Origin of the sequence: Arthrobacter sp. TWP1-1, assembly GCF_049897845.1 — a bacterium.
Classification (GTDB): Bacteria; Actinomycetota; Actinomycetes; order Actinomycetales; family Micrococcaceae; genus Specibacter.
In genome coordinates this window covers 365,552-390,239 of the sequence record NZ_JAFCXC010000001.1, presented here as the reverse complement: position 1 = coordinate 390,239, position 24,688 = coordinate 365,552, and the positions used below count along the sequence as shown (strand labels likewise).

General features: G+C 61.5%; 20 protein-coding genes. 8 read left to right on the top strand and 12 right to left on the bottom strand.

The window, feature by feature from the left end:
* The first annotated feature begins 7 nt into the window (after nucleotides 1–7).
* Nucleotides 8–1,597: a 5-oxoprolinase/urea amidolyase family protein gene (locus ACP7B9_RS01860; RefSeq protein ID WP_425860214.1), complete on the top strand. Its 1,590-nt coding sequence runs from the start codon at nucleotides 8–10 to the stop codon at nucleotides 1,595–1,597.
* Here ACP7B9_RS01860 and ACP7B9_RS01855 read toward each other — a convergent pair.
* Together ACP7B9_RS01855 and ACP7B9_RS01850 are read right to left on the bottom strand one after the other, a co-directional pair.
* The gene (locus ACP7B9_RS01855; protein WP_425860212.1) at nucleotides 1,594–1,812 is read right to left on the bottom strand and encodes a PLDc N-terminal domain-containing protein; all 219 of its coding nucleotides are present in this window, start codon (nucleotides 1,810–1,812) and stop codon (nucleotides 1,594–1,596) included. The genes ACP7B9_RS01860 and ACP7B9_RS01855 overlap by 4 nt on opposite strands.
* A gap of 53 nt (nucleotides 1,813–1,865) precedes the next feature.
* Nucleotides 1,866–2,573 carry an NUDIX hydrolase gene (locus ACP7B9_RS01850; protein WP_425860210.1) on the bottom strand — a complete coding sequence of 236 codons (708 nt, stop codon included), beginning with the start codon at nucleotides 2,571–2,573 and terminating at the stop codon, nucleotides 1,866–1,868.
* 104 nt (nucleotides 2,574–2,677) lie between these two features.
* Here ACP7B9_RS01850 and ACP7B9_RS01845 point away from each other — a divergent pair, with 104 nt between their 5' ends.
* Genes ACP7B9_RS01845 through ACP7B9_RS01835 form a run of 3 tightly spaced genes read left to right on the top strand, consistent with a single transcriptional unit; the run spans nucleotide 2,678 to nucleotide 5,976 of the window.
* Entirely contained in the window at nucleotides 2,678–3,346 is a 669-nt protein-coding gene (locus ACP7B9_RS01845; RefSeq protein WP_425860208.1) for a TetR family transcriptional regulator, read from the top strand.
* Nucleotides 3,347–3,355: 9 nt separating this feature from the next.
* The gene (locus tag ACP7B9_RS01840) at nucleotides 3,356–4,327 is read left to right on the top strand and encodes an ATP-binding cassette domain-containing protein (protein WP_425860207.1); all 972 of its coding nucleotides are present in this window, start codon (nucleotides 3,356–3,358) and stop codon (nucleotides 4,325–4,327) included.
* The gene (locus ACP7B9_RS01835; protein ID WP_425860205.1) at nucleotides 4,324–5,976 is read left to right on the top strand and encodes an ABC transporter permease; all 1,653 of its coding nucleotides are present in this window, start codon (nucleotides 4,324–4,326) and stop codon (nucleotides 5,974–5,976) included. The genes ACP7B9_RS01840 and ACP7B9_RS01835 overlap by 4 nt, the downstream gene beginning before the upstream one ends.
* Here ACP7B9_RS01835 and ACP7B9_RS01830 read toward each other — a convergent pair whose 3' ends face one another.
* The 3 genes from ACP7B9_RS01830 to ACP7B9_RS01820 all read right to left on the bottom strand — a co-directional run bounded on the left by ACP7B9_RS01830 (nucleotide 5,977) and on the right by ACP7B9_RS01820 (nucleotide 8,940).
* Nucleotides 5,977–6,261 carry a DivIVA domain-containing protein gene (locus ACP7B9_RS01830; protein ID WP_425860203.1) on the bottom strand — a complete coding sequence of 95 codons (285 nt, stop codon included), beginning with the start codon at nucleotides 6,259–6,261 and terminating at the stop codon, nucleotides 5,977–5,979.
* 108 nt (nucleotides 6,262–6,369) lie between these two features.
* Entirely contained in the window at nucleotides 6,370–8,310 is a 1,941-nt protein-coding gene (locus tag ACP7B9_RS01825; RefSeq protein ID WP_425860201.1) for a penicillin-binding transpeptidase domain-containing protein, read from the bottom strand.
* Nucleotides 8,311–8,457: 147 nt separating this feature from the next.
* Complete coding sequence (locus ACP7B9_RS01820; RefSeq protein WP_425860200.1) at nucleotides 8,458–8,940, bottom strand: MarR family winged helix-turn-helix transcriptional regulator; 483 nt, start codon at nucleotides 8,938–8,940, stop codon at nucleotides 8,458–8,460.
* 91 nt (nucleotides 8,941–9,031) lie between these two features.
* Between ACP7B9_RS01820 and ACP7B9_RS01815 the strand changes: the two genes are divergently transcribed.
* On the top strand, nucleotides 9,032–11,296 hold the full coding sequence (locus tag ACP7B9_RS01815; protein WP_425860199.1) for an MMPL family transporter: 2,265 nt from the start codon (nucleotides 9,032–9,034) through the stop codon (nucleotides 11,294–11,296).
* Nucleotides 11,297–11,427: 131 nt separating this feature from the next.
* Here the strand turns inward: ACP7B9_RS01815 and ACP7B9_RS01810 are convergent, their stop codons facing one another.
* Both ACP7B9_RS01810 and ACP7B9_RS01805 read right to left on the bottom strand, forming a co-directional pair.
* Entirely contained in the window at nucleotides 11,428–13,854 is a 2,427-nt protein-coding gene (locus ACP7B9_RS01810) for an HNH endonuclease (protein WP_425860198.1), read from the bottom strand.
* Between the two features lie 243 nt (nucleotides 13,855–14,097).
* Nucleotides 14,098–15,684: an ABC-F family ATP-binding cassette domain-containing protein gene (locus ACP7B9_RS01805; protein WP_425860196.1), complete on the bottom strand. Its 1,587-nt coding sequence runs from the start codon at nucleotides 15,682–15,684 to the stop codon at nucleotides 14,098–14,100.
* 206 nt (nucleotides 15,685–15,890) lie between these two features.
* Here ACP7B9_RS01805 and ACP7B9_RS01800 point away from each other — a divergent pair, with 206 nt between their 5' ends.
* Nucleotides 15,891–17,093 (top strand): MFS transporter, encoded by a 1,203-nt coding sequence (locus ACP7B9_RS01800; RefSeq protein ID WP_425860194.1) that lies wholly within the window; start codon nucleotides 15,891–15,893, stop codon nucleotides 17,091–17,093.
* Nucleotides 17,094–17,173: 80 nt separating this feature from the next.
* Nucleotides 17,174–18,238 (top strand): PQQ-dependent sugar dehydrogenase, encoded by a 1,065-nt coding sequence (locus ACP7B9_RS01795; protein ID WP_425860192.1) that lies wholly within the window; start codon nucleotides 17,174–17,176, stop codon nucleotides 18,236–18,238.
* Nucleotides 18,239–18,258: 20 nt separating this feature from the next.
* Here the strand turns inward: ACP7B9_RS01795 and ACP7B9_RS01790 are convergent, their stop codons facing one another.
* The 5 genes from ACP7B9_RS01790 to dgoD are packed head-to-tail and all read right to left on the bottom strand — an operon-like array spanning nucleotide 18,259 to nucleotide 23,052.
* Entirely contained in the window at nucleotides 18,259–19,446 is a 1,188-nt protein-coding gene (locus ACP7B9_RS01790) for an ROK family transcriptional regulator (protein ID WP_425860190.1), read from the bottom strand.
* Nucleotides 19,436–20,062 (bottom strand): bifunctional 4-hydroxy-2-oxoglutarate aldolase/2-dehydro-3-deoxy-phosphogluconate aldolase, encoded by a 627-nt coding sequence (locus ACP7B9_RS01785; RefSeq protein WP_425860189.1) that lies wholly within the window; start codon nucleotides 20,060–20,062, stop codon nucleotides 19,436–19,438. Before ACP7B9_RS01785 ends, ACP7B9_RS01790 begins: the two co-directional genes overlap by 11 nt.
* A gap of 16 nt (nucleotides 20,063–20,078) precedes the next feature.
* Complete coding sequence (locus tag ACP7B9_RS01780) at nucleotides 20,079–20,990, bottom strand: sugar kinase (RefSeq protein WP_425860187.1); 912 nt, start codon at nucleotides 20,988–20,990, stop codon at nucleotides 20,079–20,081.
* Nucleotides 20,987–21,901, bottom strand: coding sequence for an SMP-30/gluconolactonase/LRE family protein (locus ACP7B9_RS01775; protein ID WP_425860185.1), 915 nt, complete (start codon nucleotides 21,899–21,901; stop codon nucleotides 20,987–20,989). The genes ACP7B9_RS01780 and ACP7B9_RS01775 overlap by 4 nt, the downstream gene beginning before the upstream one ends.
* Before the next feature lie 5 nt (nucleotides 21,902–21,906).
* Complete coding sequence (dgoD, locus tag ACP7B9_RS01770; protein ID WP_425860184.1) at nucleotides 21,907–23,052, bottom strand: galactonate dehydratase; 1,146 nt, start codon at nucleotides 23,050–23,052, stop codon at nucleotides 21,907–21,909.
* A 324-nt stretch (nucleotides 23,053–23,376) separates the two neighbouring features.
* On the opposite strand from dgoD, the gene ACP7B9_RS01765 reads away from it, so the two are divergent.
* A complete protein-coding gene (locus ACP7B9_RS01765) occupies nucleotides 23,377–24,687 on the top strand; it encodes an ABC transporter substrate-binding protein (protein WP_425860182.1) in 1,311 nt (436 codons plus the stop codon).
* Nucleotide 24,688 lies beyond the last annotated feature (1 nt).

Sequence of the window (24,688 nt, the reverse complement as noted above, 5' to 3'; positions counted from 1 at the left end):
CAACCCCATGAACCAGCAGCTGCACATCCGTACCGTGGGCGAGACGGGCATCCTTGTTGAGCTCGATTCCCTGGCCCACGTCATGGGTCTCCAGACCCTGCTACGTCAGCAAAACCTTCCCGGTGTGATCGGGATCGTGGCCGCCGCCGAGACTATCCTTATCAGCTGCAATTCCCCTTCCGCCGTACGCGGTGTCAGGGAGTTCCTCGCCGCAACAGACACCCAAATACAGACTCCTATCCCGGGCACGGTACATAGGCTAAAGACCACGTACGACGGCGCCGACCTCACCGATGCTGCCCGGCTTTCAGGGCTCAGCTCTGAGGCCCTCGTTGCTTGGCACAGCGGGCAACAGTGGCTGGCCGCCTTTGGTGGATTTGCCCCAGGCTTTATGTACCTCGCAGCTGCGGAGCACAGCTTACTGGTCGCCCGCCTATCCACGCCCCGAACAGTTGTCCCGGCCGGCTCGGTGGCCGTCGGAGGGGAATTTTCGGCCGTGTATCCGGGCCCGACTCCCGGCGGGTGGCAACTGCTTGGCCGCTGCGCCGACATCCTGTGGGATGCCGGGCGGGAGCAGCCTGCACTCATCGAACCCGGTGACGCAGTTGAGTTCATGCCCGTCCGCGAACTGATCGAGGTGGGCGTGGCCAAACCAACCGTCGTGACTCCGCGAAGCCACGGCCCCTCTGGTCTGCAGGTGCTGGCGGCCGGTGTCCACACCACGGTTCAGGATCTGGGTCGGCAGGGTTACGCCCATCTGGGCGTACCTGAATCGGGTGCCCTGGACCGGGCTGCACTGCGCCGCGCCAACCGGATGGTTGGCAATGGGAATCTTGGGGCCGCCGGGTTGGAAGTTGTCCTGTCCGGGCTGAGCTTCAGGGCAGTGGGCGCTCACATCGTAGCCGTGGCCGGCACCTCCGCGGTGCCGTTCATTGCTGATCTCCATGGTGATGAACGCGAAGCCCCGGCCAATGCGCCGTTTCTACTGCTCGACGGCGAAACGCTCACCCTGCGGCCGCTCACCCTTTTGCCGGCCACTCGTTTGAAAAGCACGGCAGGCTTCCGCAGCTATCTCGCCGTGCGAGGCGGCCTTGACCTGCCACCAGTTTTGGGCAGCCGTTCTACGGATGTCCTTTCTGGTCTGGGACCGGATCCCATCGCAGCCGGCGTGTTTCTTCCCGTGGCGCCAGCCCCGGCCGGCAGCATTGTTGGCGCCCCCGAGGCGGCGTTGTCGCCGCCACTTGAGGTGACCAATTTGAAGTACCTGCCTGGGCCGCGGGATGACTGGTTTACTCCGCAATCGCTGGCCCACTTCGAAGCGCAAATATGGGAGGTTGGCGCCCAATCCAACAGGATTGGGCTGCGCCTGACCGGAACACCCCTGCAACGCAGCGCATCGGCAGCTGGCGCTGAGCTCCCAAGCGAGGGGATGGCCAACGGCGCAATCCAAGTGCCGCCGTCGGGCCTTCCGATGCTCTTCCTCGCCGATCACCCCGTAACGGGTGGATACCCGGTGCTCGGTGTGGTGCTGGGCGAGGACCTCGACAAAGCGGCGCAACTGGCCCCGGGCGCACGAGTGCGGTTCAGCGCGATCTAGTCTTTCCGCCCGCGCAGGAACCATGCGATGGGCCCGGCAAAGTTAAGGAAAGACGCCGCCACCCAAACCCGTTTGCTGCCATTGATTTGTTCCGGAGTCCTTTGGAAGATGTCCCGTAGAGCAGCCAACTGCAAGGCCACCTGCACTGCTCCGACTGCAATGAGGGCACCGCGGCGCCCCCTGCTCAATTCACTCCAGCGCTTCTTTGCTGCCATGACGGTTCCTTCCGATTGAGATTGGTGCGGATTGCTGTAACCGGCCCGCGTTGTCACGGAGCGGTCTGTTCGAAGACCCAGGGCAGCGCGGTAGTGGTTAACCTGTGGCGGGCCCTGGGACTGACATGTGATGGTCCCGGATAAGCCGTATCACCGGACCACATGACTCCGGAGGGGCGGGCATCCACGGCGGCCGCACCGTCTGGCATCAAAACATGCGTGTTGTACGCAAAGGGCTCACTGGCCTTTGCCGTTGCGAGGGCTTGCGACACCGTTTTCAGGGCTGCCAGGTGGTGCAGGGTGACCCAGGTAGGTGGCAACAGCATCATCTCGCCCTTGACATGGAGGGCAAGGGCATCGGCAGGCGCCAGCCACGCAAAGTTTGAGTGCTCTTCGGAGTTCAACTCCACAGTCACCGACGACGCCGGTGCCAGCATGAACCAGGTCCTGAAACGTCGAGGAAGGCTCTGCATCGGCGTCCACTGTGAAAGCCAGACCAGATCGGCGCCGCTGAGCCGCTGTCCGGTTTCCTCGGCCACTTCGCGCAGGCCGGCACGCTGCGCCGCCGTGAAGTCATCGACCGGGCCGCCGTTTCTGTCCAGCCTGTCCTCGGGGTCAACTTTTCCCCCGGGAAACACCCAAGCTCCGCCAAAGGCCCTGCTGGCATGCGGCCTTTCAAGCATCAACGTTTCCAGCCCAGCGTCGCCGTCGCGCAGCAGAACAACTGTGCAGGCATCCTCCAGCGGTACAAGTGCTTCCATGCTGCCAGCCTAGTCTGGCCCGCATCCCGACCGTCATCACCAGCGAAGAATCGACGGAAAATCAATGATTGCCGGGGGCTATACACGCGAGTAGTGTGCTGTTTATGGGTACATCTCAGGATGATTCAACCGGAAAGGCCCGGCTGCGGGATGCCGCAATCGAGTGCTTTGCAGCGCGAGGATTCAACGAATCCCTTCGCGCGATCGCCGCACGCGCCGGCGTCACCGCGGGGATGGTCAGGCACCACTTTGGCTCCAAGGAACAGTTGCGTGCCGAATGTGACGCCACCGTGCTCCAGCGATACCGCACCCTGAAGACCGCGAGCATGAACGCCGACCCGACCCAGCTGTTTGCACAGTTCCCGTCCTCGAAAGAGGGTGGCATTCTCTTGGTCTACATCCTGCGCAGCGTCCGAGAAGGCGGTGCGGCCGGGCGTGAGTTCATCGAGCACATGGTGTCCGAATCGCTTGAATTCTCCCTTGATGCTGTTGCGCGTGGGATCGTGGTTCCCAGTCGCGATGAGGAAGCCCGCGTCCGGTTCCTTGTCCACCAATCGATCGGCGCCTTGGTCGTCCGCTTGGCCATGCACCCCGACACTGCGCTGGATGATTTTGAGGGCGTCATGGCCCAGTTCTACGCGGATGCCATGCTGCCCACACTCGAGCTCTACACCGAGGGGCTCTTCACCAGCCGCAGCTACCTGGACCAGTACCTCGCGTATCTGGCCGCCAACCCACCCGCGGAACCAGCGGGAGAATTACCCCCTCGCTAAGGAAAAGCTATGTCATCGCATCTTCCGGCCACCACCGATCCCGAAAATAATCCCGCCATCCTGGTGTCCGGACTGCAAAAGCGCTTTGGCCGGACCACGGCTCTTGCGGGTCTGGACCTGCGAGTGGATCGCGGCACAGTTGCCGGATTTCTAGGTCCTAATGGTTCCGGAAAATCGACCACCATCCGCATCCTGCTCGGTCTGTTGAAGTCCGACGGCGGGACCGCCCGTCTGCTGGGCGGCGATCCCTGGCGTGACGCCGTCGAACTTCACCGGCGCATCGCCTATGTGCCCGGCGATGTCAGCTTGTGGCCCAACCTCACAGGTGGGCAGGCCATCGACATCCTCTCCCGCCTGCGGGGCGGCGTGGATAACATCAAGCGGGATGGGCTGCTGGAGCGTTTTGCACTGGATCCAACGAAAAAGGCGCGCAGCTATTCCAAGGGGAACCGGCAAAAGGTTGCCCTCGTGGCCGGTCTGGCATCCAACGCAGAGCTCTTGATCCTCGACGAGCCAACCTCGGGCCTTGACCCCTTGATGGAACAGGTCTTCACCGAGTGCATCCGCGAAGTCAAGGCAGATGGTCGCAGTGTTCTTCTGTCCAGCCATGTCTTTGCTGAGGTGGAAAAGCTGTGCGATACCGTCACCATCATCAGGGAGGGCCAAACGGTGGAGGCCGGGCGGCTCGATGCTCTCCGGCATCTGCACCGGACAACGGTGTCCATTGTTTTGGATAGGGACGCGTCGGTGCTGGCACAGGTTCCTGGGGTCAATGATCTGGTGGTTGACGGGCCACAGGCCACCTTCACTGTCGGCGGGAGCGAACTGGGCGGGGTCCTCCTGGCTCTTTCGGCATATTCGCCGACTTCATTGGTCTCGAGTCCACCATCCCTTGAGGACTTGTTCCTGCGCCACTACAGCGGCACTGCGGTTGATACCCCCGCTAAAGTCACTCCAACGCAGATTGCTGGTGCACGATGAGCGCGGCCACAGTTGGCGGGTCCAGCTCGCTGCACGGGGGCGCCCCGGCGCTGCCACTGCGTGATTCCATGACAGGTTTTGTGATCTGCGTCCGCTTCATTCTCGGCCGCAACTGGGTTCGCCTGCTTGTCTGGGCAGCAGTCTTGGCCATCATGATTCCGGTTGTTTACGATTCCCAGCAGCAGGCCTTCCCTACGCAAACGGCTAGGGACGCTTATGCCCAGGTGGCCAATACTCCCGCCGTTGCTGCCATGACCGGGCTCCCGTATGCCGCGGGATCATTGGGCGGCATCCTTGTCATCAAGATTTGGATGACGCTTGCTGTTGCCCTCGGCTTTGCCTCGATCTTCCTTGTGACCCGTAACGGCCGGGCCGATGAGGAATCCGGCCGCATCGAATTACTCAGATCTGCAGCTCTTGGACGCCACGCTTACAGCATGGCCAATTACGTGGTGGCCGGCGCCTTGAGCATAGTGACCGGAATGCTGATTTCGTTGTTGTGCCTAGCTGTGAAACTTCCCGTGGCAGGATCACTTGTCATGGGTGCCTCGATTGCCGGAACTGGCTTGGCATTCATTGCCGTTGCTGCCCTCTGCGGACAGCTGAGTTCAACCAGCAGGGGCGCCAACTCGCTCGGTGTCGCCGTCATGGCGCTGTTCTATTTCATCAGGGCCGGGGCCGATCTACAGGCCAACGGCATTGACCCAAGTCCTCTCAGTTGGTTCTCACCGATCGGGTGGGCGCAAAACATGCGGGCCTTCGGGCAAGACTCCTGGTGGCCGCTGCTTGCTTTGCTTACCTTGACGATCCTGGGATGTGCGGCGGCCCTGCGCATTGAGACCAGCCGCGATCTCGGCATGGGGCTGCTGCCAGAACAACGTGGCCCTTCACGGGCATCGGCGTTTCTTACCCACCCGGTGGGCCTTGCGCTGAGGTTGCAACGCGGCAGCTTGATCGGCTGGTTAACCGGCGCAGTGGTGGCCGGGGCGTTCTTTGGCAGCGTGGCCCAAACCATGACGAGTGTGCTGGACCCAGCCAACCCCTTCGCCACCTCATTTGTAGGCAGCTCGACCAGCATGCTCGACGGCATTCTAGGCATCTTTGTCCTCTTTAACGGCCTGCTTGCGGGAGCCTTCGCCGTGCAATGTCTGGCCGGAGTCCGTGGCGAGGAAGCCAGCGGCCGGCTCGAATCCCAGCTCGCCGGGGCCATTTCGCGCAACACTTGGTTGCTCGCGCAGGTGGCGATGGCCGCCGTCGGATCCGCCCTGATGCTGCTCGTGAGCGGATACCTCACCGGAGCCGCTTCCAGTGGCGCTGCCACGGGAGGTCAGCTGGCGGCCGCATCGTTCGCCTATTGGCCAGCGGTGCTGGTGATGCTGGGCATGATGCTGTTCCTCAGCGGATTTCTGCCTCGTCTAAGTGTGAGCATCTCCTGGGCCGTGTATGGACTTTCCATGGGCATCGCCATGTTCGGCGGTCTCTTTTCACTGTCCGAGGCAGCCATCAAGGCAACCCCCTTCGGCGCAGTCCCCCGCATTCCCGCCGAGGACTTCACGCTTGCACCCCTGGCTGTCTTGACCATCATCGCGGCGGTCCTAGCGACACTGGGGTTCTGGCGCTTCCGCACACGGGACGTCACAGCCGACTGATTATCCGAACGTGGGATACACGCCGCTTTCGAACTCCTTCAGGGCGGCCGCTGCCTCGTCCAGAAAAGTGTCTACCTGGTCCTGGTCGTAACCTGCACGAAATTTCGTCATGGGAAACCGCGCTTCAGCGACGGCTGCGGCAGTCACCGGCCCTGGCCGGCCGGACTCCCACGCGGTCAGGGACCCTCGGATGTCATCGAGAAAAGCGTCCACCTCAGGCATGGAATATCCCTCACGGAATTTCGTCGTAGAAAACTTGGTGGTGGCGATCTCTGAGCTTTTCATGGTCCTGCCTTTGCGTATGGCGGTGCGTCAATCATCCGCATTTTTAGGTTCCCGCCTACTCTAACGCCGAACTCAATAACAGTCCCCTCGTGAACTTGAGCTGGCGAACTAGCCTGCCGCTGCCGCCAACATGGTCTTCGCCAATGGCCCGCCAGTAACGGCCCCAAGGTCACCATCTTCAACAAAAACTGCTACCGCAATATCACCCTGCGCCGCGATGACCCACGAGTGGGTGCGGGGCGGATCATCGGTTCCATACTCAGCCGTACCGGTCTTGCCGATGGCCTCCGCACCAGGCAGGTCAGCCAGACTGTCCAGATACCCGTCAGTGACAACGGCACGCATCAGGGTGCGCAAGTCCCCGGCCTCCTTGGCCGTCAGAACAGCGCCGTCGGCGGGCTTGGCCTTGCCGTCATGGCCGTCGATCAGGACCGGCGCCACGGTCGAACCTTTGACCACTGTGGACATCAGAGAGGCCATGGCGAGCGGCGAAACCAGGATCTTGCCCTGACCGATCATGGAAGCAGCATGTTCGGTACCGGCGGAATCGCGCGGCACAGCACCGGTGAAAGCGTCCAAGCCAAGATCGTTGGTCATACCGATGCCGAGGGCGCCTGCCGCGTCCGCCAGCTTGTCCTGTGCGAGCTTTTCAAATTGGCTGACAAATGCGGTGTTGCAGGAATGGGCGACGGCGGTTGTCAGGGACACCTCACCCGTCGCCTCGGCCGCGTAGCCCGGCGCGTTGAGGAACTTTTTTCCATCCGCCGTGTATTCGGTTGTGCAGCTCACGGTGGACGCCGGATTCATGCCCAGCCGGAACAATCCCAGCGATGTGGCGATCTTGAACGTGGAGCCTGGTGCGTATTGGCCAAGGAACGCGGTGTTGTAACCGTTGCTGTCCGGACCGTTGGCCGAGGCAAGGATGGCGCCGGTGGACGGGCGCATCACCACGATCGAACTAGGCGTCTTCACACTGCCAAGGGCATCTTCGGCCGCGCTTTGCAGCCCCGGCACCAAGGTGGTTTTCACATCCTTGCCGTCAACGGGATCAGCGGTGTAAAGGACTTTGGCCGGTGCGTTGGGATCGGTCGGTGACGTCCCGGCGTCGTCCGTGGGAGCGGCAGTTCTGGTCGCCGCGGCAGGAGCTGCGACGGCGGTAACTGTCACCCCGGGTGTACCCGAAAGCTGAGCGTTGAAGGCAGACTGCAGTCCGCCGGAACCCACGATCTGCCCCGCAACCACCTTGCCTTCGGACTTTTCAATGTCCTCGGCTGTGGCCTCATGCACGGTGCCCAAAATCGCCGAGGCGAAGGTGCGTGAGGGTGCCAGCGGCAGCGTGCCCGGGGTAGCGAGGAGGCCGTCAATCGCTTTGAGCTTGCCTTGGTCAAGCGCGTTGAAGGCTTCTTCGCGCAGGGTGACGGCGTCAACAAATGCCACCGGACCGTACGCCTCGACCTTGGCCTGATAAGCAGTAACATCAATATCCAGCAGCGTGGCCAGCGCATCGGCGGAGGTTTTCGCCCCGGAGGCGGTGAGTCCGTCCTTGTTGATGCCCACCGTTCGCACGGGGCGGTCCTTCACAATCGCCTCGCCATCGGCAGAAAGTATGCTGGCCCGCTGACCGTACTTGGTGGAGATGGCGATGCGTTCGCCCGCCGCGAGCTTCGGCTCAACCATTTCCGGGGACCACGTAATGGTCCAGGATTTGCCGTTGCGTTTCATATCGGCGCCCGTTGCATACGTCCACGGCTTCTCAAGATTGGGAAGCTTCCAAGCGTAGTTCAGGGAAACGCGAGCGGTGTCGTCGGTGACCTCCACGCCACTAACGGTGACCTCCGGCCACACGGGGTCGATGCCCTCGGCGAGTTCGGTCAATTCCTTTTGGACCTCAGCCCCGGACTTGTCAAAGCCAAGCTCACCCACGGTGTGGGAGGAAAGGGCTTTGGCCAGCGCATCGGCCGTGGACGTTCCATCATCGGGGGCGGAGCAGGCAGCTCCACCAAGGACCAGGCTAAGGGCAAGCAACAGAACTGTGACGCGGCGAATCATGGGCTCCCTGACGTTGATATGTGACTCAGCCTACCCACTACCGCGCCCAATGCGGAGACTTCGCGTGCGCCGTGGCGAGGACACGGGATATTGACGCCACCACTGCCGCTGCCGTCTAGGCAAGTCTCAAGCCTCAGGGCCGCCTGCCTATAGCGCTTCAGTTGCTGGCGGTGCCGCCTGAAGGTTTCCTTTAGCTTCGGCGGTCGCATTTGTCATCTCATTAAGGAAGCGCTCCACCAGCGCGAGTTCCTCGGGCGAGTAGCTGTCCAGTGCTTGGCTTAAGCGTGCGGCAAGGGGCATGAACAACTGGCGGCCAATAATGCGCGCGCTTTCCGTCATGGCCAGCTCAACCTGCCGCCGGTCCACCTGCCCTCGCTGGCGGATTACGTGACCCGAATGCTCCAGCCTGTCGACAAGGGCTGTCACTGCTGGAGAGCTCAAGTTCAGCGCCTGACCCAACTTTCCTGGCGTCGGTGCATTTGGTCCCGGGCTGACCAGGAAACCTAGGGCATTCAGGTGGGTTCGGTGCAGGCCATGCACGGCCGCGGCCCGGTCCACATAGCGGTCGGACTCGAGGGCGAACTCACGCATTGCCGCCAAAAGGTCAGCGTGGCTCTGGGATGGCATCATGACGTCAATCATCTCTCTAAAATTTCCGCTTCTTTGAAGTCGACTCTCCAGCATTTCATTTTATCTCCACAATGGAAGTATTATTTTGAGCATGAAGAACACCGACTGGTCTCCACAACGTTGGCTCCGCATTGCTCTTCCTGCAGTCTTGATCGTCGTATGGCTCCTTGCGGCAGGACTTGGCGGACCCACCTTTGGCAAAATTTCTGACGTTTCCACCAACGATCAAGCCAGCTTCCTACCTGCCAGCGCGGAATCAACTGTTGCCCGCGACTGGCAGCTAAAGTTCGTGGACAGCAACGTAATTCCGGCCGTGGTGCTGCTGACCAGCGAAGAGCCGTTGACGCAGGACCAGCTGGTTGAAATCGCTGGCCTGTCACAAAAAATGGGCGCGGTCCCCGGCGTGCAGAAACCCACGGCTCCGGCCACGACCACTATCGCCGGCCCGATTCCATCTCAGGACGCCAAGGCGGTGGAATTCCTCGTGCCCATCTCAGACACCGGTGAAATCAAGAGGGTCGTTGCCGAGCTGCGCGCAGAGTTGGACGCCTCGGCCCCCGAAGATTTAAGTGTCTATGTGACAGGTCCAGCCGGCCTTACGGCTGATCTCGTCAGCGCCTTTGGCGGGATCGACGGGGTCTTGCTGCTGGTGGCACTGCTGGCAGTATTTGTAATTCTGCTCGTGGTCTACCGTTCCGTAGTGCTGCCGCTTCTGGTGCTGTTCACATCGGTTTTTGCTCTTTGTGCATCCATCCTGGTTGTTTACTACATGGCCAGCTGGGACTGGATCAAGCTCAGTGGCCAAAGTCAGGGCATCTTGTCCATTCTTGTCATTGGTGCAGCCACCGACTATTCACTGCTTTTCGTTGCACGATTCCGCGAGGCCCTTTCGCAGGTCGATTCGAAGTGGACAGCCCTGCGCCAAGCATTTCGTGGCGCGTGGGAACCCATCGTTGCCTCTGGTTCCACCGTCATTTTGGCCATGCTCTGCCTGTTGTTCTCAGATTTGAACTCCAACCGCAGCCTTGGCCCGATCGCCGCCATCGGAATCCTTTTCTCCCTGCTGGCAGCCCTGACCTGCCTGCCAGCACTGTTAGTTGCCTTCGGACGCGTTTCTTTCTGGCCCTTCATGCCCAAGGTTGAATCCGGACATGGGCACAGACACAAGCACACAGCCGGCGGCGCCGCCGGCCTGAGCGCCGGTATGACTGCGGGTATGACCTCGGAGACCAGCAACGACGTGGAGCGGGGTCTAGCCGGAGTCGGCGGCGTCTGGCGCCGCATTGGGCTATTGATTGCCCGGAAGCCGCGTCTGACGTGGGTCGTTACTTTGGTGCTCCTCCTCGCTGCGAGCACCGGGATCGTCCAGCTGCAGGCCAATGGCGTCTCACAGACAGAGGTGATTCTTGGCCAAAGCAATGCCGTTGACGGCCAGCGGGCACTCGCAGAACACTTTGATGGCGGCAGCGGCAGTCCTGTTCTGATCATCGCGGACCAGGGCAGCAAGGATCAGGTCCTAGCCGCCGTCGAACGTACCGAAGGCATTACCGAGGCCAGCCTCTACACCGGAAGCGGCCGTCCCGACGCTACTGCCGAGCCCGTGGTCAAGGATGGCCGTGTCCTGATCAATGCAACCTTGAAGGATCAGGCCGATTCGGAATCCGCTGAACAGGTGGTTGTGGAGCTCCGGAAGCAATTGCCTCAGGTTGATTCGAGCGTTCTGGTTGGCGGAGTATCCGCGATTGCCCTGGACACCAACGTCACGGCACAGAGTGATTTATTCAAGATTGTGCCGTTGGTACTGCTGGTCATCCTCATCGTCCTGATACTCCTGCTGCGGTCAGTAGTTGCGCCGTTGCTGTTGATTGGCACCGTGGTGTTGTCCTACGTCGCCACGATGGGCGTGTCTGCGCTCGTGTTCAACCATGTCTTTGGCTTTCCGGGTGCTGACGCAACGGTCCCGCTGTTTGGCTTCGTCTTCCTGGTCGCTCTTGGCGTGGACTACAACATCTTCCTCATGACCCGAGTCCGTGAAGAGTCCCTAATCATGGGCACCCGTGCCGGAGTGTTGCGCGGCTTGGGCAAGACGGGCGGGGTCATCACCTCCGCCGGCGTGGTGCTGGCTGCGACATTCGCCGCATTGGGCATCATTCCGCTGCTGTTCCTTGCTCAGCTGGCGTTCATCGTTGCCTTCGGCGTGCTGCTCGACACCGTAATTGTTCGAACCCTGCTGGTGCCCGCATTGAGCTACGACCTTGGCGACCGCGTATGGTGGCCCGCAAAGTCTGCCAGATTCGGGCAGGGTTTATTGGCGAAAGAAGGCAAGTCCGAGCCGCTGGACCCGGCCCGGCGCTAGTTCGGACCGGACAGTAGGTCTCGCGAAGTCTCGTGCCGCCGTCGAACCTTATCAAGGGCCGACGGCGGCACTCTTCTGTCCAAAGTTCGGTAGTTAAGTCTCTCACCGCTCCCGCCAGAGCTTCCATCGTCCTAGCCCTCTTTGTGCCCCTGGTCTTTGCGGAGCCTGGTGATGCGTTGCCAGGTGATGCGTTTCTTTAGCCATCTGGGGTATCTCGTGGGCCGGGTTTGTTCTTCCTGGGGTGGTTCATACGCTCCGGTCGGGGTGATCCAGCCGACCCGCCCATCCTGAGTCAGTGTCGGTGTCCACCCACGAATCCGAATCCCTTCACGCTGTGGTTCCTTGAACCGGCGATACGCCCCGTGTTTATCCTTGTCATCCTTGAAGTGCTTGAGCCCATGATGCTTCCTACACGCCGGACGCGCGTTCTCCCGGGTCGTCTTCCCACCCCGCTCAAAGGGCACGAGGTGATCGAACTCGGTATCCAGGATCGGATTCGAACAATTCGGGAAATAACAACTCCCCGCCATAGCCCGCAACACCTCCCGCTCCGCTTCTCGAAGCGTGTACCGCTCCGGATTCAACGGCAACATCTCACCCGTCACCGGATCCGTGAAGACCCGCAGGAACGTCGAGGAACCAGCCAACAGCTCCCTAGCAATGTCGGCAGGGATCGGCCCACCCCCAGGACCAACAAGTTCACCCGGTTCTTCGGTGAGGTTCAACAACCCCATCAACGGGACCGTGACCAACACGATCGCTTGCGGCAACCGCGGACCCGCCACCACACCACCAACCCGCAACTCCTTGAGCTGATTCAGGTACTCCTGCCCCGGATCTTCCACCACCCCATCAACAACCCCGTCGACATACCCAGACCCATCCCCCACTACCTCACCCACCAACAACACCACCCCATCCTCATCGACAGGCAAATCGCCAGACAGCTCGCCAGTGGGTGGTTCCTCGGGCAACCCGGCCAGGAGCTGACCGCACAGAACCTCGGGCGGCTCCGGTGACTCGGGCTCTTCGAGTAGCGGCCCGCCGGGCCCACGGTCCGGTGCTTCGCCGGATGGTCGTTCGGCCGGTGGTTCGAGTGGATCAGCAGGAGGGCTGGCCGGATTCGCGGCACCACACTCGCTGGCAGGGTTAGTGTTCGCCTCGGTACCGTCACCTGGGGTCGGAATCCGCCCGGTAGGTTGCTCTGGGTCCCTGTGCGCCCAAACAGGCTCTTCATCAATCAACCTCACCCCACCAAAACCCTGATCTCCAGGGTTCTGCCCGCTGGAGTCTTGACCACTGGTGCCCTGACTGGCGCCGTTGTGCCTACCGCTGCGGCCGAGGCTTTCACCCGGAAGCTCACCCGAAGTAGGGGCACCCGATTCCGGGCCACCGAAACCCTGCCCACCAGTGTCTTGCCTGGCGCCGTGGGGACTACCGCTGCGGAAGAAACCCCCACCACCGGCACCGCTCGATGGCTTAGAAGTATCCCCGGCAAAGGGATCCGCTGTGGAAGTATCCGAGGTGAAAGCATCCGAGGCGAAAGAGCCGGCGTTAGTGGAGGGGTTGGTGGTGGTGGGGTTGGTGTAGCTATTACTCGGGAGGTCTTGGCCCATCAGTAACTGGGCCGCGATATCAACACGCAGCTGAGCCAAAGTCCGGTGCTCCAGCAAATCCTCACCGGCACCCTCTTCACCCCGGTGGGCATGGTTGGCGGCGCGGTGTTCTCGGCGGGCGTCGTCCTTGATCGCTCTAGCAATCCTGGTACACCGGGTCATAATCGGTTCCGCCGCGACCGTCGGGAGATAAAACGTCATCCACGACATCCCATCCCGACCCGACTCACAACTCAACCTGCGCTGAGCGAACGCTTTCTTCACCCGGACACTGATCGATCCCGGAAACAAAGACTCCCTAGCCCGGCGTGCTTTAGAAGCGAACCCGGCCGCCGTAGACCCGACCGCTAACACCAACAACCTCGCCTCGAACCCGGCCACATCCTCCCCGGTAACCCCCAAGGTTTCCTGCAAGGTCCCGATTTCATTGAGCATGATGCACGCATGCCGCCACGACAACACCCCGGCTTCCAGCGCCGCATAGGTGTCCGGGTGGTGTCGTAAAAGGTCAACACTGTGATGAGCCAACGCCGCGGCCGTGACCTCAGGGATCCGTAAAACCAACGCCATATTCGTCACTGCACTGGACTCCGCGATTCCTGACTGCCAAGGATCCAGCTCCATCGCTACAGCCTCCACCGAGGCCGCGCCCAGGATGCGATCCATCAACGCCGCTTTACACGCAGCCAGAGCATCCTCCAAACCCTTCACCACCAACAACGCAGCGATCCCGGCGTCATACACACCCCGGGCGACGACCAACCGGGTCAACGGCTCAGGAACCGGCACCGGAAAAGGAAAATGCCCCTCCAACCCCACCAAAGTAGGACTGTCAGAGCCAAAGGGTTCAACACTAGGAAGAGTAATCCCAGCAAGCAGCGCAGCCACATCCTGTGTGGCCTCATCACCCCGGTCCCCGGGGAAACACTCCCGACTACTCATACAACAACACTACCGAAACCGTAACCCCACCGCAATAGATAGTAGAAGAAATATTCTAACAAATAGTACGAGGGCAGAACCCGGGGTCTCGACAAGCTCGACCAACGGGAACGGCCCGGCCGACGGAGGCAGGCTCGACCAACGGGGATCAGCGGGGCACGGGGTCTCGACAGGCTCGACCAACGGGGACACGCGGGGATCAGCGGGGCACGGGGTCTCGACAAGCTCGACCACCGCGCGGGATTAACCGCCGGTGACGGCCACCACGCCGGGGTTGTCCGCGCTGAACACCAGTTTGCGGTTGGCGATCTTGTCGGTGAAGAAGCGGTCGTGGCTGACCACCAGGACGGCGCCGGGGAAGTGCAGCAACGCCCGTTCCATGACCTGGGTGCTGGACATGTCGAGGTGGTTGGTGGGCTCATCGAGCACCAGAACCGAGGCGCCGGAAAGCAGGCACTGGGCCATAGCCACACGAGCGCGCTGACCACCGGAAAGGTTGCCGATGCGCTGCTTCAGATCAGCCTCGGAGAACTGGAACATGGCCAGGAACCTGTTCACGGACTTCTTCGTTGCGGTCAGGGCGAGGCTGTCTGGCATGGCGTTGACGGCGTGCGTGACGGTGTCCTCGGGGTCCAGTTCATCGAGGACTTGGTTGTAGGAGACCAGCCCACCACCCTTGGCCCACGTAACGTAACCGGAATCGGCCGGCTCCTCCCCTGTCAGGGCACGTAGCAGCGTTGACTTACCGGAACCGTTGGAACCCAGCACCACAATCCGGTTGCCGCGGCGGATCTCAAAGCTGAGATCACCGAAAAGCGTCCGGTCACCATACGACTTGGTCAGGGACTCCACCCGGCACAGCACGTCCTTGACGTGCAGCCCGCCGTAAATTTCCGTAATGATCTTATCCACAGGGCGCGGGGCCCGGGACTTCTTGATTTTTGAAAGCTTGGAATCCAGGCCCTTCGTAGCAGCCTTCGCAGCCTCGCGCCGGTCGGAGATGCCTTCGGCTTCAAAGGCCAGCAGCTCGGACTCGTGCATGAACTGGCTCTCCAGCGTCTTGAGCCGGAACTGCTTGGCCACCACATACTCAGCAAAGTTGCCCGGGTATTCGTGCAGGTGGAAGTTCTCCAGCTCGATGATCCGGGTGACAACGGCGTCAAGGAACTTGCGATCGTGCGAGACGATGATTGCCGCACCCTTGAAGTTCTTGAACCACGCCTCCAGCCATTCCACACCGGCAACGTCAAGATAGTTGGTGGGCTCATCCAGAAGCAGAACATCCGGTGCCTCGAGCAGGATCTTCGCAAGGGCCGCACGGTTACGCCAGCCGCCCGAGAGGTCGTCGATGGGGCAGACGCGGTGAGCTTCATTGAAGCCCAGCGTGGTGAGGACCTTGTCGATGGAGCGCTGGTAATCCCAGCCGTCCAGGCGATCCATGTCGGCAAAGAGCTCGGACTGGCGATGGATCAGTCGGTCCATTTCCGCTTCGGGCTGATCGACGGCGAGCGCGGCATCGATCTGTGCAAGCTCGGCCTCAATCTCGAGAACGTGGGCGAACACTTCCTCTAGCACCTGGAGGATGGAGGATGCCCCGTTGAGCTCTGAGAACTGGGAGAAGTAGCCAATCTTGGTGCCAAGTTCCACGGAGACAGTTCCGGAATCGGGCTCCACCTGATCCATGACGAGTTTCAGGAGCGTTGACTTTCCCGAACCGTTGCGGCCGATCATACCCACCCGGTCGCCTGCTTCGAGCTTGAAGAAGGCCTCCCGGAGCACCTGCACCTTGTCGAAGCGCACGGAAACGTCATTGAGGCGGATCAAGCTCATGGGTATGGTCCTTTAGTACAGAGATGTATGGGGCGAAAAACACCCGCTTCCACTTTACCGTCCAGTCCCGGCCACGGATTCTGCATCCTGCCGGCCGGCCAAGGCCAAAGGGGTCCCTGACGGTGCCCCTCACAACAGGGACTCCCCCGCAGCTGGCAAACACTGTTAACTGGAGGTAATCACACCAAGAGGAAGAATCCGCTACCTTGACTTCAGTATCCACCCCTTCCGCGCGCGGAATCATGCCGAAACCCGGGCGCCGTCTGCCCTTAGCCGCCCTCCTGATCATGGCGCTGATGGGGTTCATCCTGATCGCGACCGAGACCATGCCGGCTGGCCTTTTGCCGCAGATCGCGCATGGCCTGAATGTGACGGAAGGGACCGCCGGTCAGCTCGTTAGCGCCTACGCTTTGGGCACCGTGGTACTGACTCTCCCCGCCATGGCGTTGACGCGCGGAATGGCGCGCAAACCGGTTTTCCTCGTGGGCATCCTGGGATTTTTCCTCGCTAACACCGTTGCAGCCATCTCCGCTGATATTGCGCTGACGTTGGCCGCACGTTTTGTTGCCGGAGCATTCTCCGGTTTGCTGTGGGGAATGTTGGCCGGATACGCCCGCCGCATCACGGCCCCTGAGTTGGCCGGCCGGGCACTCGCCATCGCCTCCATCGGAACCCCGCTCGGCCTGGCCGTAGGCACACCCTTGGGATCCTGGCTGGGCACAACATTTGGCTGGCGCTGGTCCTTCGGTATTCTCTCTGCCCTGACGATCCTCACGGCAGTCCTAGCCCTGATCATCATCCCCAATGCCCCGGGCCAGCGGGCCGAATCCCGAATCTCCATTGCCAAGGTCTTCACCATCCCCGGCGTTGCCGTCATCCTGGTGGTCATCTTTGTCTGGATGCTCGCGCACAACACCGTCTACACGTACATCGCCTCGTACCTTCGCGCCGCGGGCATGTCCCTGACGGTCGACGTCGCCCTGGTTGTGTTTGGCGTGTCCGCCCTGATCGGGCTCTGGATCACCGGCTCACTCATCGACCGCGCCCCTCGTCTGCTTGTCCTTGCCAGCGTCTCGCTCTTCATGATTGCCGGCGTGATCTTCTTGCTGGGCAGCCACTCACTCATCGCCGTACTTCTGGCTTTGGTTCTGTGGGGAGTTGCCTTTGGCGGTGCGGCCCCGCAGTTGCAGACGGCCATCAGCGAGGCCAGCGGTGAAAATGCCGATATGGCCAACTCCCTACTCGGAGTGGCCTTCAACATCGCGATCTTTGCGGCTGGCGTTCTCGGCGCCGTGCTGATCACCGTCTACGACGGAATGGTCCTGCCTGCCCTGATGATTGGGCTTGCCATTGCTGCATTGGTCATCGTCGTCACCGCACGACGCTCAGCGTTTCCGGCGCGCCATTAGCTCCTGTGCAGATACTGCTATCGCTTCGCCACCGACCTCGCCACACTGTATATAAGGTATCCGCCGAGAAGGAGAACACCATGCCACGAAAGCAATTCATGGCAGTTTCGCTGGCAACATTGCTGGCCCTGGCCGGCTGCACAACTCCCGCGCCACAGCGCCCGACGCCGGAAAGCGGGAGCCAGGTGCCGACGTCGAACATTAAAACGGTGACGACGGGGCTCGATGCGCCCTGGTCTGTGGTGTTCCGCAACGGCACGCCCCTGGTCAGCGAGCGTGACAGCGGCCGGATTTTGGAATTGTCCGACGGCGGGACGTCCCGCGCGATTGGCACGGTCCCGGGTGTGGCTGCCGCGGGTGAGGGTGGACTGTTGGGTCTGGCCGTTGACGATCAAGATCGCCTCTATGCATATTCGACCGGCGCCGCGGGAAACCGCATCCAGCGCTTCACCGTTTCAGGAACGCCCGGGCAGCTGGTGCTGGGTTCGCCGGAGACCATCCTCGAGGGGATCCCCAAGGCCAACAACCATAACGGCGGCCGTCTCGCCTTCGGCCCGGACGGTTTTCTCTACGCCACGGTGGGCGATGCAGGGCAGAGAGAGAACGCCCAAGACGTGGACTCCCTGAGCGGCAAGATTCTGCGCATGACGCCCGACGGCGGTGTGCCCACGGACAATCCCTTCCCCGGATCCCTCGTGTACAGCTACGGACACCGGAACCCGCAAGGCCTGACCTGGGCCGATGACGGCACCATGTTCGCTACCGAGTTCGGGCAGAACGCGTGGGATGAGCTGAACATCATCACGGCCGGCGCCAATTACGGGTGGCCAACGGTTGTGGGGATCGCCACCACCGGCGACTTCACCGACCCCGTCCAGCAGTGGACACCCGAGACGGCCAGCCCCAGCGGCATGGCCTATCTGGACGGAGCCCTCTACCTTGCCAATCTGCGGGGTGAGGTTCTGCGCACCGTTCCCGTTGCGAACCCGAGCACAGCTACGGACTACTTTCAGGGCAAACTCGGCCGCCTCCGGGACGTTGTGGTTTCTCCCGAGGGAACCATCTGGGTCATCACCAACAACAGCGATGGCAGGGGCAACCCTGGGCCCGATGATGATCAAATTGTTGAGGTGGACTTCGGCTAGGCCCCTGAGTCGCTAAGCCGCTAAGCGCCGAGCCTGTCGATCGAGGAAGTTCCCGCCATTTCACGTAGCGCCAAGGCGGCACCACCACGGGCCCCGGTGGCCGCACCCGGTGGTAGCGCAGCCTGGACAACCGTGACGTGCGAACCTGTCAGCGGCAGAGTGTGAAGCTTCAAGGCGGATGCTAGCGGGCCCATGAACGGTTCGCCGGTTTGGGCCAGCTCTCCGCCAATGACCATCAGCTCGGGGTCCAACAAATTGGAGATACCGGCGAGGAAACGGCCGGTCATGGTACCGATTTCGGACAACACGGACAGACAGGTGACGTTGCCGGCCTGCGTTTCAGTCAACACATCGTCCCAGGTGGCTGTTGCGCCAAGAGCCGGGCGCAACAGCGCCAGCACATGGGCCGTTCCGGTACGCAGGACCAAGCAGCCCCGGTTGCCGCACGGGCAGACCGGGCCATTCAAGTCCGTTGACATGTGCCCCACCTCGCCGGCTGCCCCGATACTGCCACGGAACAGGCGGCCGTCGTCGAAGAGCGCCATCCCCACGCCGCTGGAAAAGTTGAGGTACAGCATGTTTTCGCTGTCCTTGCCGGCTCCCCATTGCTTCTCGGCGAAGCCCTCAAGCCGTGAGTTGTTCTCTAGAAAAATGGGGAACGGCAGGTGATTGGCAAGCGTCGTGCGAACATCCACCAAGGACCACGCCTGGCCCGGGATGGAACCGCCCACCCGGTCCGTGCGCCTGTCGATCTGACCCGGCACACCAACCCCGATGCCCACGACACTTGAATCGGCAATGCCCGAGGAAGACAGCAATTCCCGCACGACGGCGGCCGCTGCCGCAACTCGGGTCTCAGCCGTGTCGGTGACATCCACGGCCAAGGAGGTCTCGGCCACGGTATTGCTGGCGAGGTCGGAGACGTTGATGGCCACCTTGTCCAGCGTGAAATCCATGCCCAAGCTGTAGCCGGCGCCCGGATTGATGGCAATGAGTTCATGACCATGCCCCGAATCGTCGGGGGCCCGGTTCAGAACAATTTCACGTTCCAGCAGCTCGTTGGTGATGTTCGTGATGGTAGTCCGGGACGTCTTCATGCGTCGTGCGAGCTCGGCCCTGTGCATGGGCCCCTCATTGAGTAGCAGCTCCAGCACCTGGCGCCTATTGTTGGTTCGCAGTCCCTTGAGGGCGCCGCCTTTAGTCTGCATTTGTTGAATCTTTCCCTTGCAGTCCTAGACTGTCAAACCGCCCAGCCGCCAATCGACTCAGAAGCTCAAGCTGCAACGGGTCTTCCAATGCAGAACCTACCGCCACAACCTTGGCACCGGCACCCAGATAGTCGCCCGCGTTGTGGGCGTCCATCCCTCCGGTCGCCACAAAATTGATGCCCGGGAATGGTCCTTTCATGGCCTTCAACCACGCCGTTCCAAGCACCGAAGCCGGGAACGCCTTGACCCAGCCAAGACCCATGCTGGCCGCTAGCTGAATGTCACTTGCTGTGGCGACACCGGGCAGCTGTGGCAGGCCAGCGTCGAGGCAGGCCTGAACGATCACCCTGTCGGTGCCTGGACTCACGGCAAACGCGGCACCGAAGTCCACAGCTTGGGAAACATGGTCCACCGTGACAACCGTTCCGGCACCGACGGAAAAGCCCCGCTCCCGGCCGGCAGCGGCCACGGCCCGAAGAGCCTCAAGATCCCTCGGCGATTGGATGGGAACTTCAACGGACTCGATCCCCAGATCCCACGCGAGGTGTGCCAGCTTCAGTGTGCGTTCGGCGCCCATTCCCCGCAGGATCGCCATGACGGGGGTCGTGGAAAACATGCTGTCGAAATACTCATTACTCATTGCAGACCACCGCTTCATTTGTCGCTTGAAAATCGTTTGTGCTGGCCAGTGCCCGGCCGGCAAACTCATGGCCCCGACCCAAGCGTTGGGTGGGTGATCCGCCGTCGAGCATGGCAGAGAGATAGCCGGCGGCAAAAGCGTCACCGGCACCCACCGCCTCCACCACATCCACGGTATTGGCCGGCACAAAAGTGGCTTCCTCACCCTCAAATTCGGTGGCCCCAATAGCGCCGTCCTTGACAATGAGCCGGCCGGCGCCAGGAATGAGTGCACGCACGTCATCGGCAGCTGTCAGGCCTGGCCACAGCAACTGCGCCTCATCGAGCCCAACGAAAACAATGTCGGATTGCTCGGCAAACTCAAGCAGCACCGGCGCGGCTACGGCAACAGGCCACAGTCCGGCCCGGTAATTGACGTCGAAGGAAATGCCGACGCCTTCTTGCGCTGCGCGGGCGAACAACGCAAGCATGAGCGAATGGCAACTGGCGGAAAGCGCAGGCGTGATGCCGGAAAGATGCAGCAGCCCCATCCGCGCCCACGGCAGCCCGTCCACCAGCTGCGGTCCCATCCTCGAGGCCGCCGAATTGGCGCGGTAGTACTGCACGCGCGTGGACCCGGCACCGGGGTCCTTGAACATCACGCCGGTGGGGGCGCTGGCATCGATTCCAAGGTAGGAGAGGTCGACGCCGCTGCGGGAAAGTTCACTCGAAACACGTCTGCCCAAGGCATCATCCCCCACCCGGCTTGCCCAAGCCACCGCGTGTCCGCGTTCGGCTAGATATTGGGCAACATTGCTCTCGGCGCCTGCCGTGCCGAGCGTGAAGGACACAGCCGTCTCGAGCGGTCCGGCGGGCTCGGGAGCCACAACGGCCATGGTCTCCCCCAAGGTCATGACGTCAATCATGAAATGTCCTCTGGCGGCACGGTGATCTGGAGCTGACCTCGATAAGGCCTGGCCGGCGCCCCGCTGACACCCACCCGCGCGGAGAACATTCGGCCGGCGTCGGGCTGCTCCTGCTCCCAACCTTCCGGCAGCCAGGCACCGCAGGTGGTGATGAGCAACAGCTCATCGACAAAGCAAACCGCTGTTGGTCTGGCAACTGGAACCTGCACGACGGCGAGTAGCTCACCACCGGGCGAGTAGCGGCGCACAGCCCAGCCATCCCACATGGCCACCCAGATGCAGCCCTCATCGTCCATGGCCAAGCCATCGGGGTCGCCCTCCCCGGGCAGGAATTCCACGAGGCAGTGCCGCGCGGCAATGGTGCCGTCGGGGCTGAGCTCCAAGCGTTCGAGGGTGCGCGTCACGGTATCAACGTAATAGGCAGTGCCGCCGTCGGAGGTGAAGTCCAGGCCGTTGGAAATGCCAATCCCGTCCATGGCCATAGTGGCGTTTCCGCGAAGGTCGATGCGCCAGAGCCGGCCAGCGCCGAGGAGGCCATCGCGGCCCATGGAACCAACCCACAGATTCCCCCGGTGGTCGGCGGCGCCGTCATTGAAGCCCGTGTTGCGGCCGGCTTCAGGGGTAGCCAGGGATTCTAGGGACCCGTCCTGCGCAACATGGACAAGTTCCTGTTCCCTGGCCATGATCCAGCCGGCGCCGGCATCGGGCAGCGGTGTCACGGGGCCGGACATTCCGCCAACGTCAAAGCTGCGCAGCCACTCAATCCGGTCTTCTCGCACAGCACCAAAATGAACCTTGCCAGCGGTGATGTCGGTCCAGATGACCTCCCCTGTCCGCGGATCAAGCCGCGGGGTTTCCCCGAGTTCGGCACGCAATTCGCTGGCCGGTGTGGCTGTAAATATTCGTGGCACGTTCGTCACCATTCCAGGAAGGAGTTGTCCGACTGGCGCCACACCGCATTGCGCCAGTGATGGGGTGTTTTGGACTCAAACCGGACCTTTTCCTCGTCAATCTCGATGCCAAGACCTGGCGCCTGTGGGCGATCAATCCACCCCGAGCTCATGTCCAAGACGCCCGGGTCGAGGAGGTAATCGAAGAGATTCGGTCCTTGTGCATATCCAGCGCCATGGCTTTGTTCCTGAATCAGGAAGTTGGGGCTGGCTATATCCACCTGCAAACTGGCGGCCAGCGCAATGGGGCCAAGGGGGCAATGCGGCGCCAAAAGTGCACCATAGGCCTCCGCCATTGCGGCGATGCGGCGAACCTCGGAGATACCTCCGGCATGGCTGAGATCCGGCTGTACAACGCTGACCCCATTGCCAAGTACGGCCCTGAAGTCCCAGCGCGAATAGAGCCGTTCACCGATGGCTAGTGGAATGGAGGTTGCCTGCGCGATCGGGCCAAGATCGGCAGAAAGTTCAGGAACCACCACCTCCTCGGCAAAGAGGGGGAGGTACTCCTCCATCAACGGAAGCACGCGGCGGGACATGGCCGGGGTAAAGCGGCCGTGGAGATCCAGGGCAATGTCAAGCTCGTCGCCTCCGGCCTCCCTGACGGCAGCAAGATTCTTGACCATGCTCCGAATGGAAGCCGCGGTATCCAGCGGCAGGACTTTCGTGGCAGGACAAAACTTCACGGCGTCGAATCCGGCGGCCATGGCCATGCGGGTGGATTCGGCCAACTGCTCTGGGCTGTCCCCATGGATCCAGGTGTACATCCGCACCTTGTCCCGGACCGGCCCACCCAGCAGCTCATAGATCGGCACGCCCAACGATTTTCCCTTGATATCCCATAGCGCCTGATCGATACCTGCAACTGCGCTGGAGAAGACTGGTCCTCCTCGGTAGAAGCCGCCCTTGGTCAGCACCTGCCAGTGATCCTCGATCCTGGTGGCGTCCTGACCGATGAGATAGCCGGACATCTCGTTGACTGCCGCGGCCACGCTATCGGCACGGCCTTCGACGACGGGCTCGCCCCAGCCCACCACTCCTTCGTCAGTTTCCATACGTAAGAACAACCAACGCGGGGGGACCTGGAAGGTTTCTATCTTGGTAATCTTCATGCTTCTCCCATGGGTCAGGTCTTGTGGGCGGCACATCAAAGGGGCCACCAGCGCGCCGAGCAAACGGCACAAACGGCACGTAGAACGTGGAGTTCAATGTGTCACCTTGTTCAGGAGCTGTCAATTCTTTTTACAGAATACGTTTCACAACTACGGAGTTACGCGTAACATGGTAAAAATAAGGGCAGATAGTTATGACATGGGATGAATTAACTGTAATTTGAATTGACAAGTCAAGGAATCCTGTGACTATACTCACACAGCACCACGCCGGCCTCCGGCTAGGGGCATCCACCACATCGGACCTATTCGAAGGAACCACCAATGACTCACCGAAATGCGTGGCTCAAGGTTGCCACCGGCGCCATTCTGGCGACCTCCGTGGCGTTTACGGCCTCCGGCTGCACCACCACATCAGCTTCCCCTGACGACAGCGGCAAGTCACTGACCTACTGGTCCATGTGGACCGAGACCGAACCCCAGGCTGCCGTCCTGAAGACGTCGTTGGATGAGTTCGCGAAGGAAACGGGCATCAAGGTCGATGTCCAGTGGCAGGGCCGCAAGGTCCTAGAAAAGGTGACCACCGGGCTGCTCTCCGGCGACGTGCCGGACCTCGTTGACCAGGCTTACGACAAGATCGGTCCGGCACTGGCAGCAACCAATCAAGCGGCAGATTTGACGGACGTCCTTGCCACCAAGATTCCCGGTGAAGATGAGCACACGGTTGCTGATGTGATCCCCGCAAAATACTTTGACATCCTGCCCACCTATGGCGGCGATGTGAAGAACTACATGGTGCCGTATTCGGTCTCGAATGTCTCCGTGTTCTACAACAAAGCCAACACCGTGGCACCCACTGCGCCCACAACGTGGGAAGAACTGTTGGCCAACTGCCAGAAGGCAGTTGATGCCAAGATGGGTTGCATCGCCGCTGACGGTGACGCCACCTGGGCCAACTCCTACTGGTTTGATTACCTGATCAACCGAAACATGGGCGACGGCGCATTCCAGAAGTTGATGGAAGACAAGACCGGCGCTGCCTGGGACGATGCCGGCGTGCTCAAGTCCGCCCAGCAGATTCAGGAACTTGTCAGCAAGGGCTACGTCATCAAGGGCTATGACGCGTCCAAGTACCCCGAACAGCAGAACGCCTGGGCAGCCAACAAGGCCCTGTACTTCCTGATGGGCAGCTGGGCCCCGGCCGAGACTGAAAAGTATGCCGCCGAGGGCTTCGACTACGGTGCGTTCAACTTCCCCACGACATCCGCCAGCTCCACGACGGCGAACGACACCCTGCTCTTCGGCTTCACAGTCCCGAAGAAGGCTGCACATCCTGAAGCGGCAAAGCAGTTCATTAGCTACTTCAGCAACAAGGACCGCATGGGCGGGATCTCAACAGAGGCCAACAACCTCTCGGCGCGCCCCGATGTTGAAGCGCCCGCGCAGTTGGCAGACGTTGCCAGCATCCTGGCCGACAACCCAACCAGGCTGCCAACCGATGGCATTTCCAGCGACATCATCGACAAGGGCTTCAACCCCACGTTCGACAAGTTGTTCCTTGGCAAGGTCACCGCTGAGGAATACGTCAAGGAAGCCAAAGCGGCATCCATCGCCTACTGGAACGCCAAGGGCTAAC

Bases quoted from the DNA above. Each gene is read 5' to 3' on its own strand.
- ACP7B9_RS01860 (WP_425860214.1), top strand. From the start codon at position 8: ATGAACCAGCAGCTGCACATCCGTACCGTGGGCGAGACGGGCATCCTT.
- ACP7B9_RS01855 (WP_425860212.1), bottom strand. From the start codon at position 1,812: ATGGCAGCAAAGAAGCGCTGGAGTGAATTGAGCAGGGGGCGCCGCGGT.
- ACP7B9_RS01850 (WP_425860210.1), bottom strand. From the start codon at position 2,573: ATGGAAGCACTTGTACCGCTGGAGGATGCCTGCACAGTTGTTCTGCTG.
- ACP7B9_RS01845 (WP_425860208.1), top strand. From the start codon at position 2,678: ATGGGTACATCTCAGGATGATTCAACCGGAAAGGCCCGGCTGCGGGAT.
- ACP7B9_RS01840 (WP_425860207.1), top strand. From the start codon at position 3,356: ATGTCATCGCATCTTCCGGCCACCACCGATCCCGAAAATAATCCCGCC.
- ACP7B9_RS01835 (WP_425860205.1), top strand. From the start codon at position 4,324: ATGAGCGCGGCCACAGTTGGCGGGTCCAGCTCGCTGCACGGGGGCGCC.
- ACP7B9_RS01830 (WP_425860203.1), bottom strand. From the start codon at position 6,261: ATGAAAAGCTCAGAGATCGCCACCACCAAGTTTTCTACGACGAAATTC.
- ACP7B9_RS01825 (WP_425860201.1), bottom strand. From the start codon at position 8,310: ATGATTCGCCGCGTCACAGTTCTGTTGCTTGCCCTTAGCCTGGTCCTT.
- ACP7B9_RS01820 (WP_425860200.1), bottom strand. From the start codon at position 8,940: ATGATGCCATCCCAGAGCCACGCTGACCTTTTGGCGGCAATGCGTGAG.
- ACP7B9_RS01815 (WP_425860199.1), top strand. From the start codon at position 9,032: ATGAAGAACACCGACTGGTCTCCACAACGTTGGCTCCGCATTGCTCTT.
- ACP7B9_RS01810 (WP_425860198.1), bottom strand. From the start codon at position 13,854: ATGAGTAGTCGGGAGTGTTTCCCCGGGGACCGGGGTGATGAGGCCACA.
- ACP7B9_RS01805 (WP_425860196.1), bottom strand. From the start codon at position 15,684: ATGAGCTTGATCCGCCTCAATGACGTTTCCGTGCGCTTCGACAAGGTG.
- ACP7B9_RS01795 (WP_425860192.1), top strand. From the start codon at position 17,174: ATGCCACGAAAGCAATTCATGGCAGTTTCGCTGGCAACATTGCTGGCC.
- ACP7B9_RS01790 (WP_425860190.1), bottom strand. From the start codon at position 19,446: ATGCAGACTAAAGGCGGCGCCCTCAAGGGACTGCGAACCAACAATAGG.
- ACP7B9_RS01785 (WP_425860189.1), bottom strand. From the start codon at position 20,062: ATGTTTTCCACGACCCCCGTCATGGCGATCCTGCGGGGAATGGGCGCC.
- ACP7B9_RS01780 (WP_425860187.1), bottom strand. From the start codon at position 20,990: ATGATTGACGTCATGACCTTGGGGGAGACCATGGCCGTTGTGGCTCCC.
- dgoD (WP_425860184.1), bottom strand. From the start codon at position 23,052: ATGAAGATTACCAAGATAGAAACCTTCCAGGTCCCCCCGCGTTGGTTG.
- ACP7B9_RS01765 (WP_425860182.1), top strand. From the start codon at position 23,377: ATGACTCACCGAAATGCGTGGCTCAAGGTTGCCACCGGCGCCATTCTG.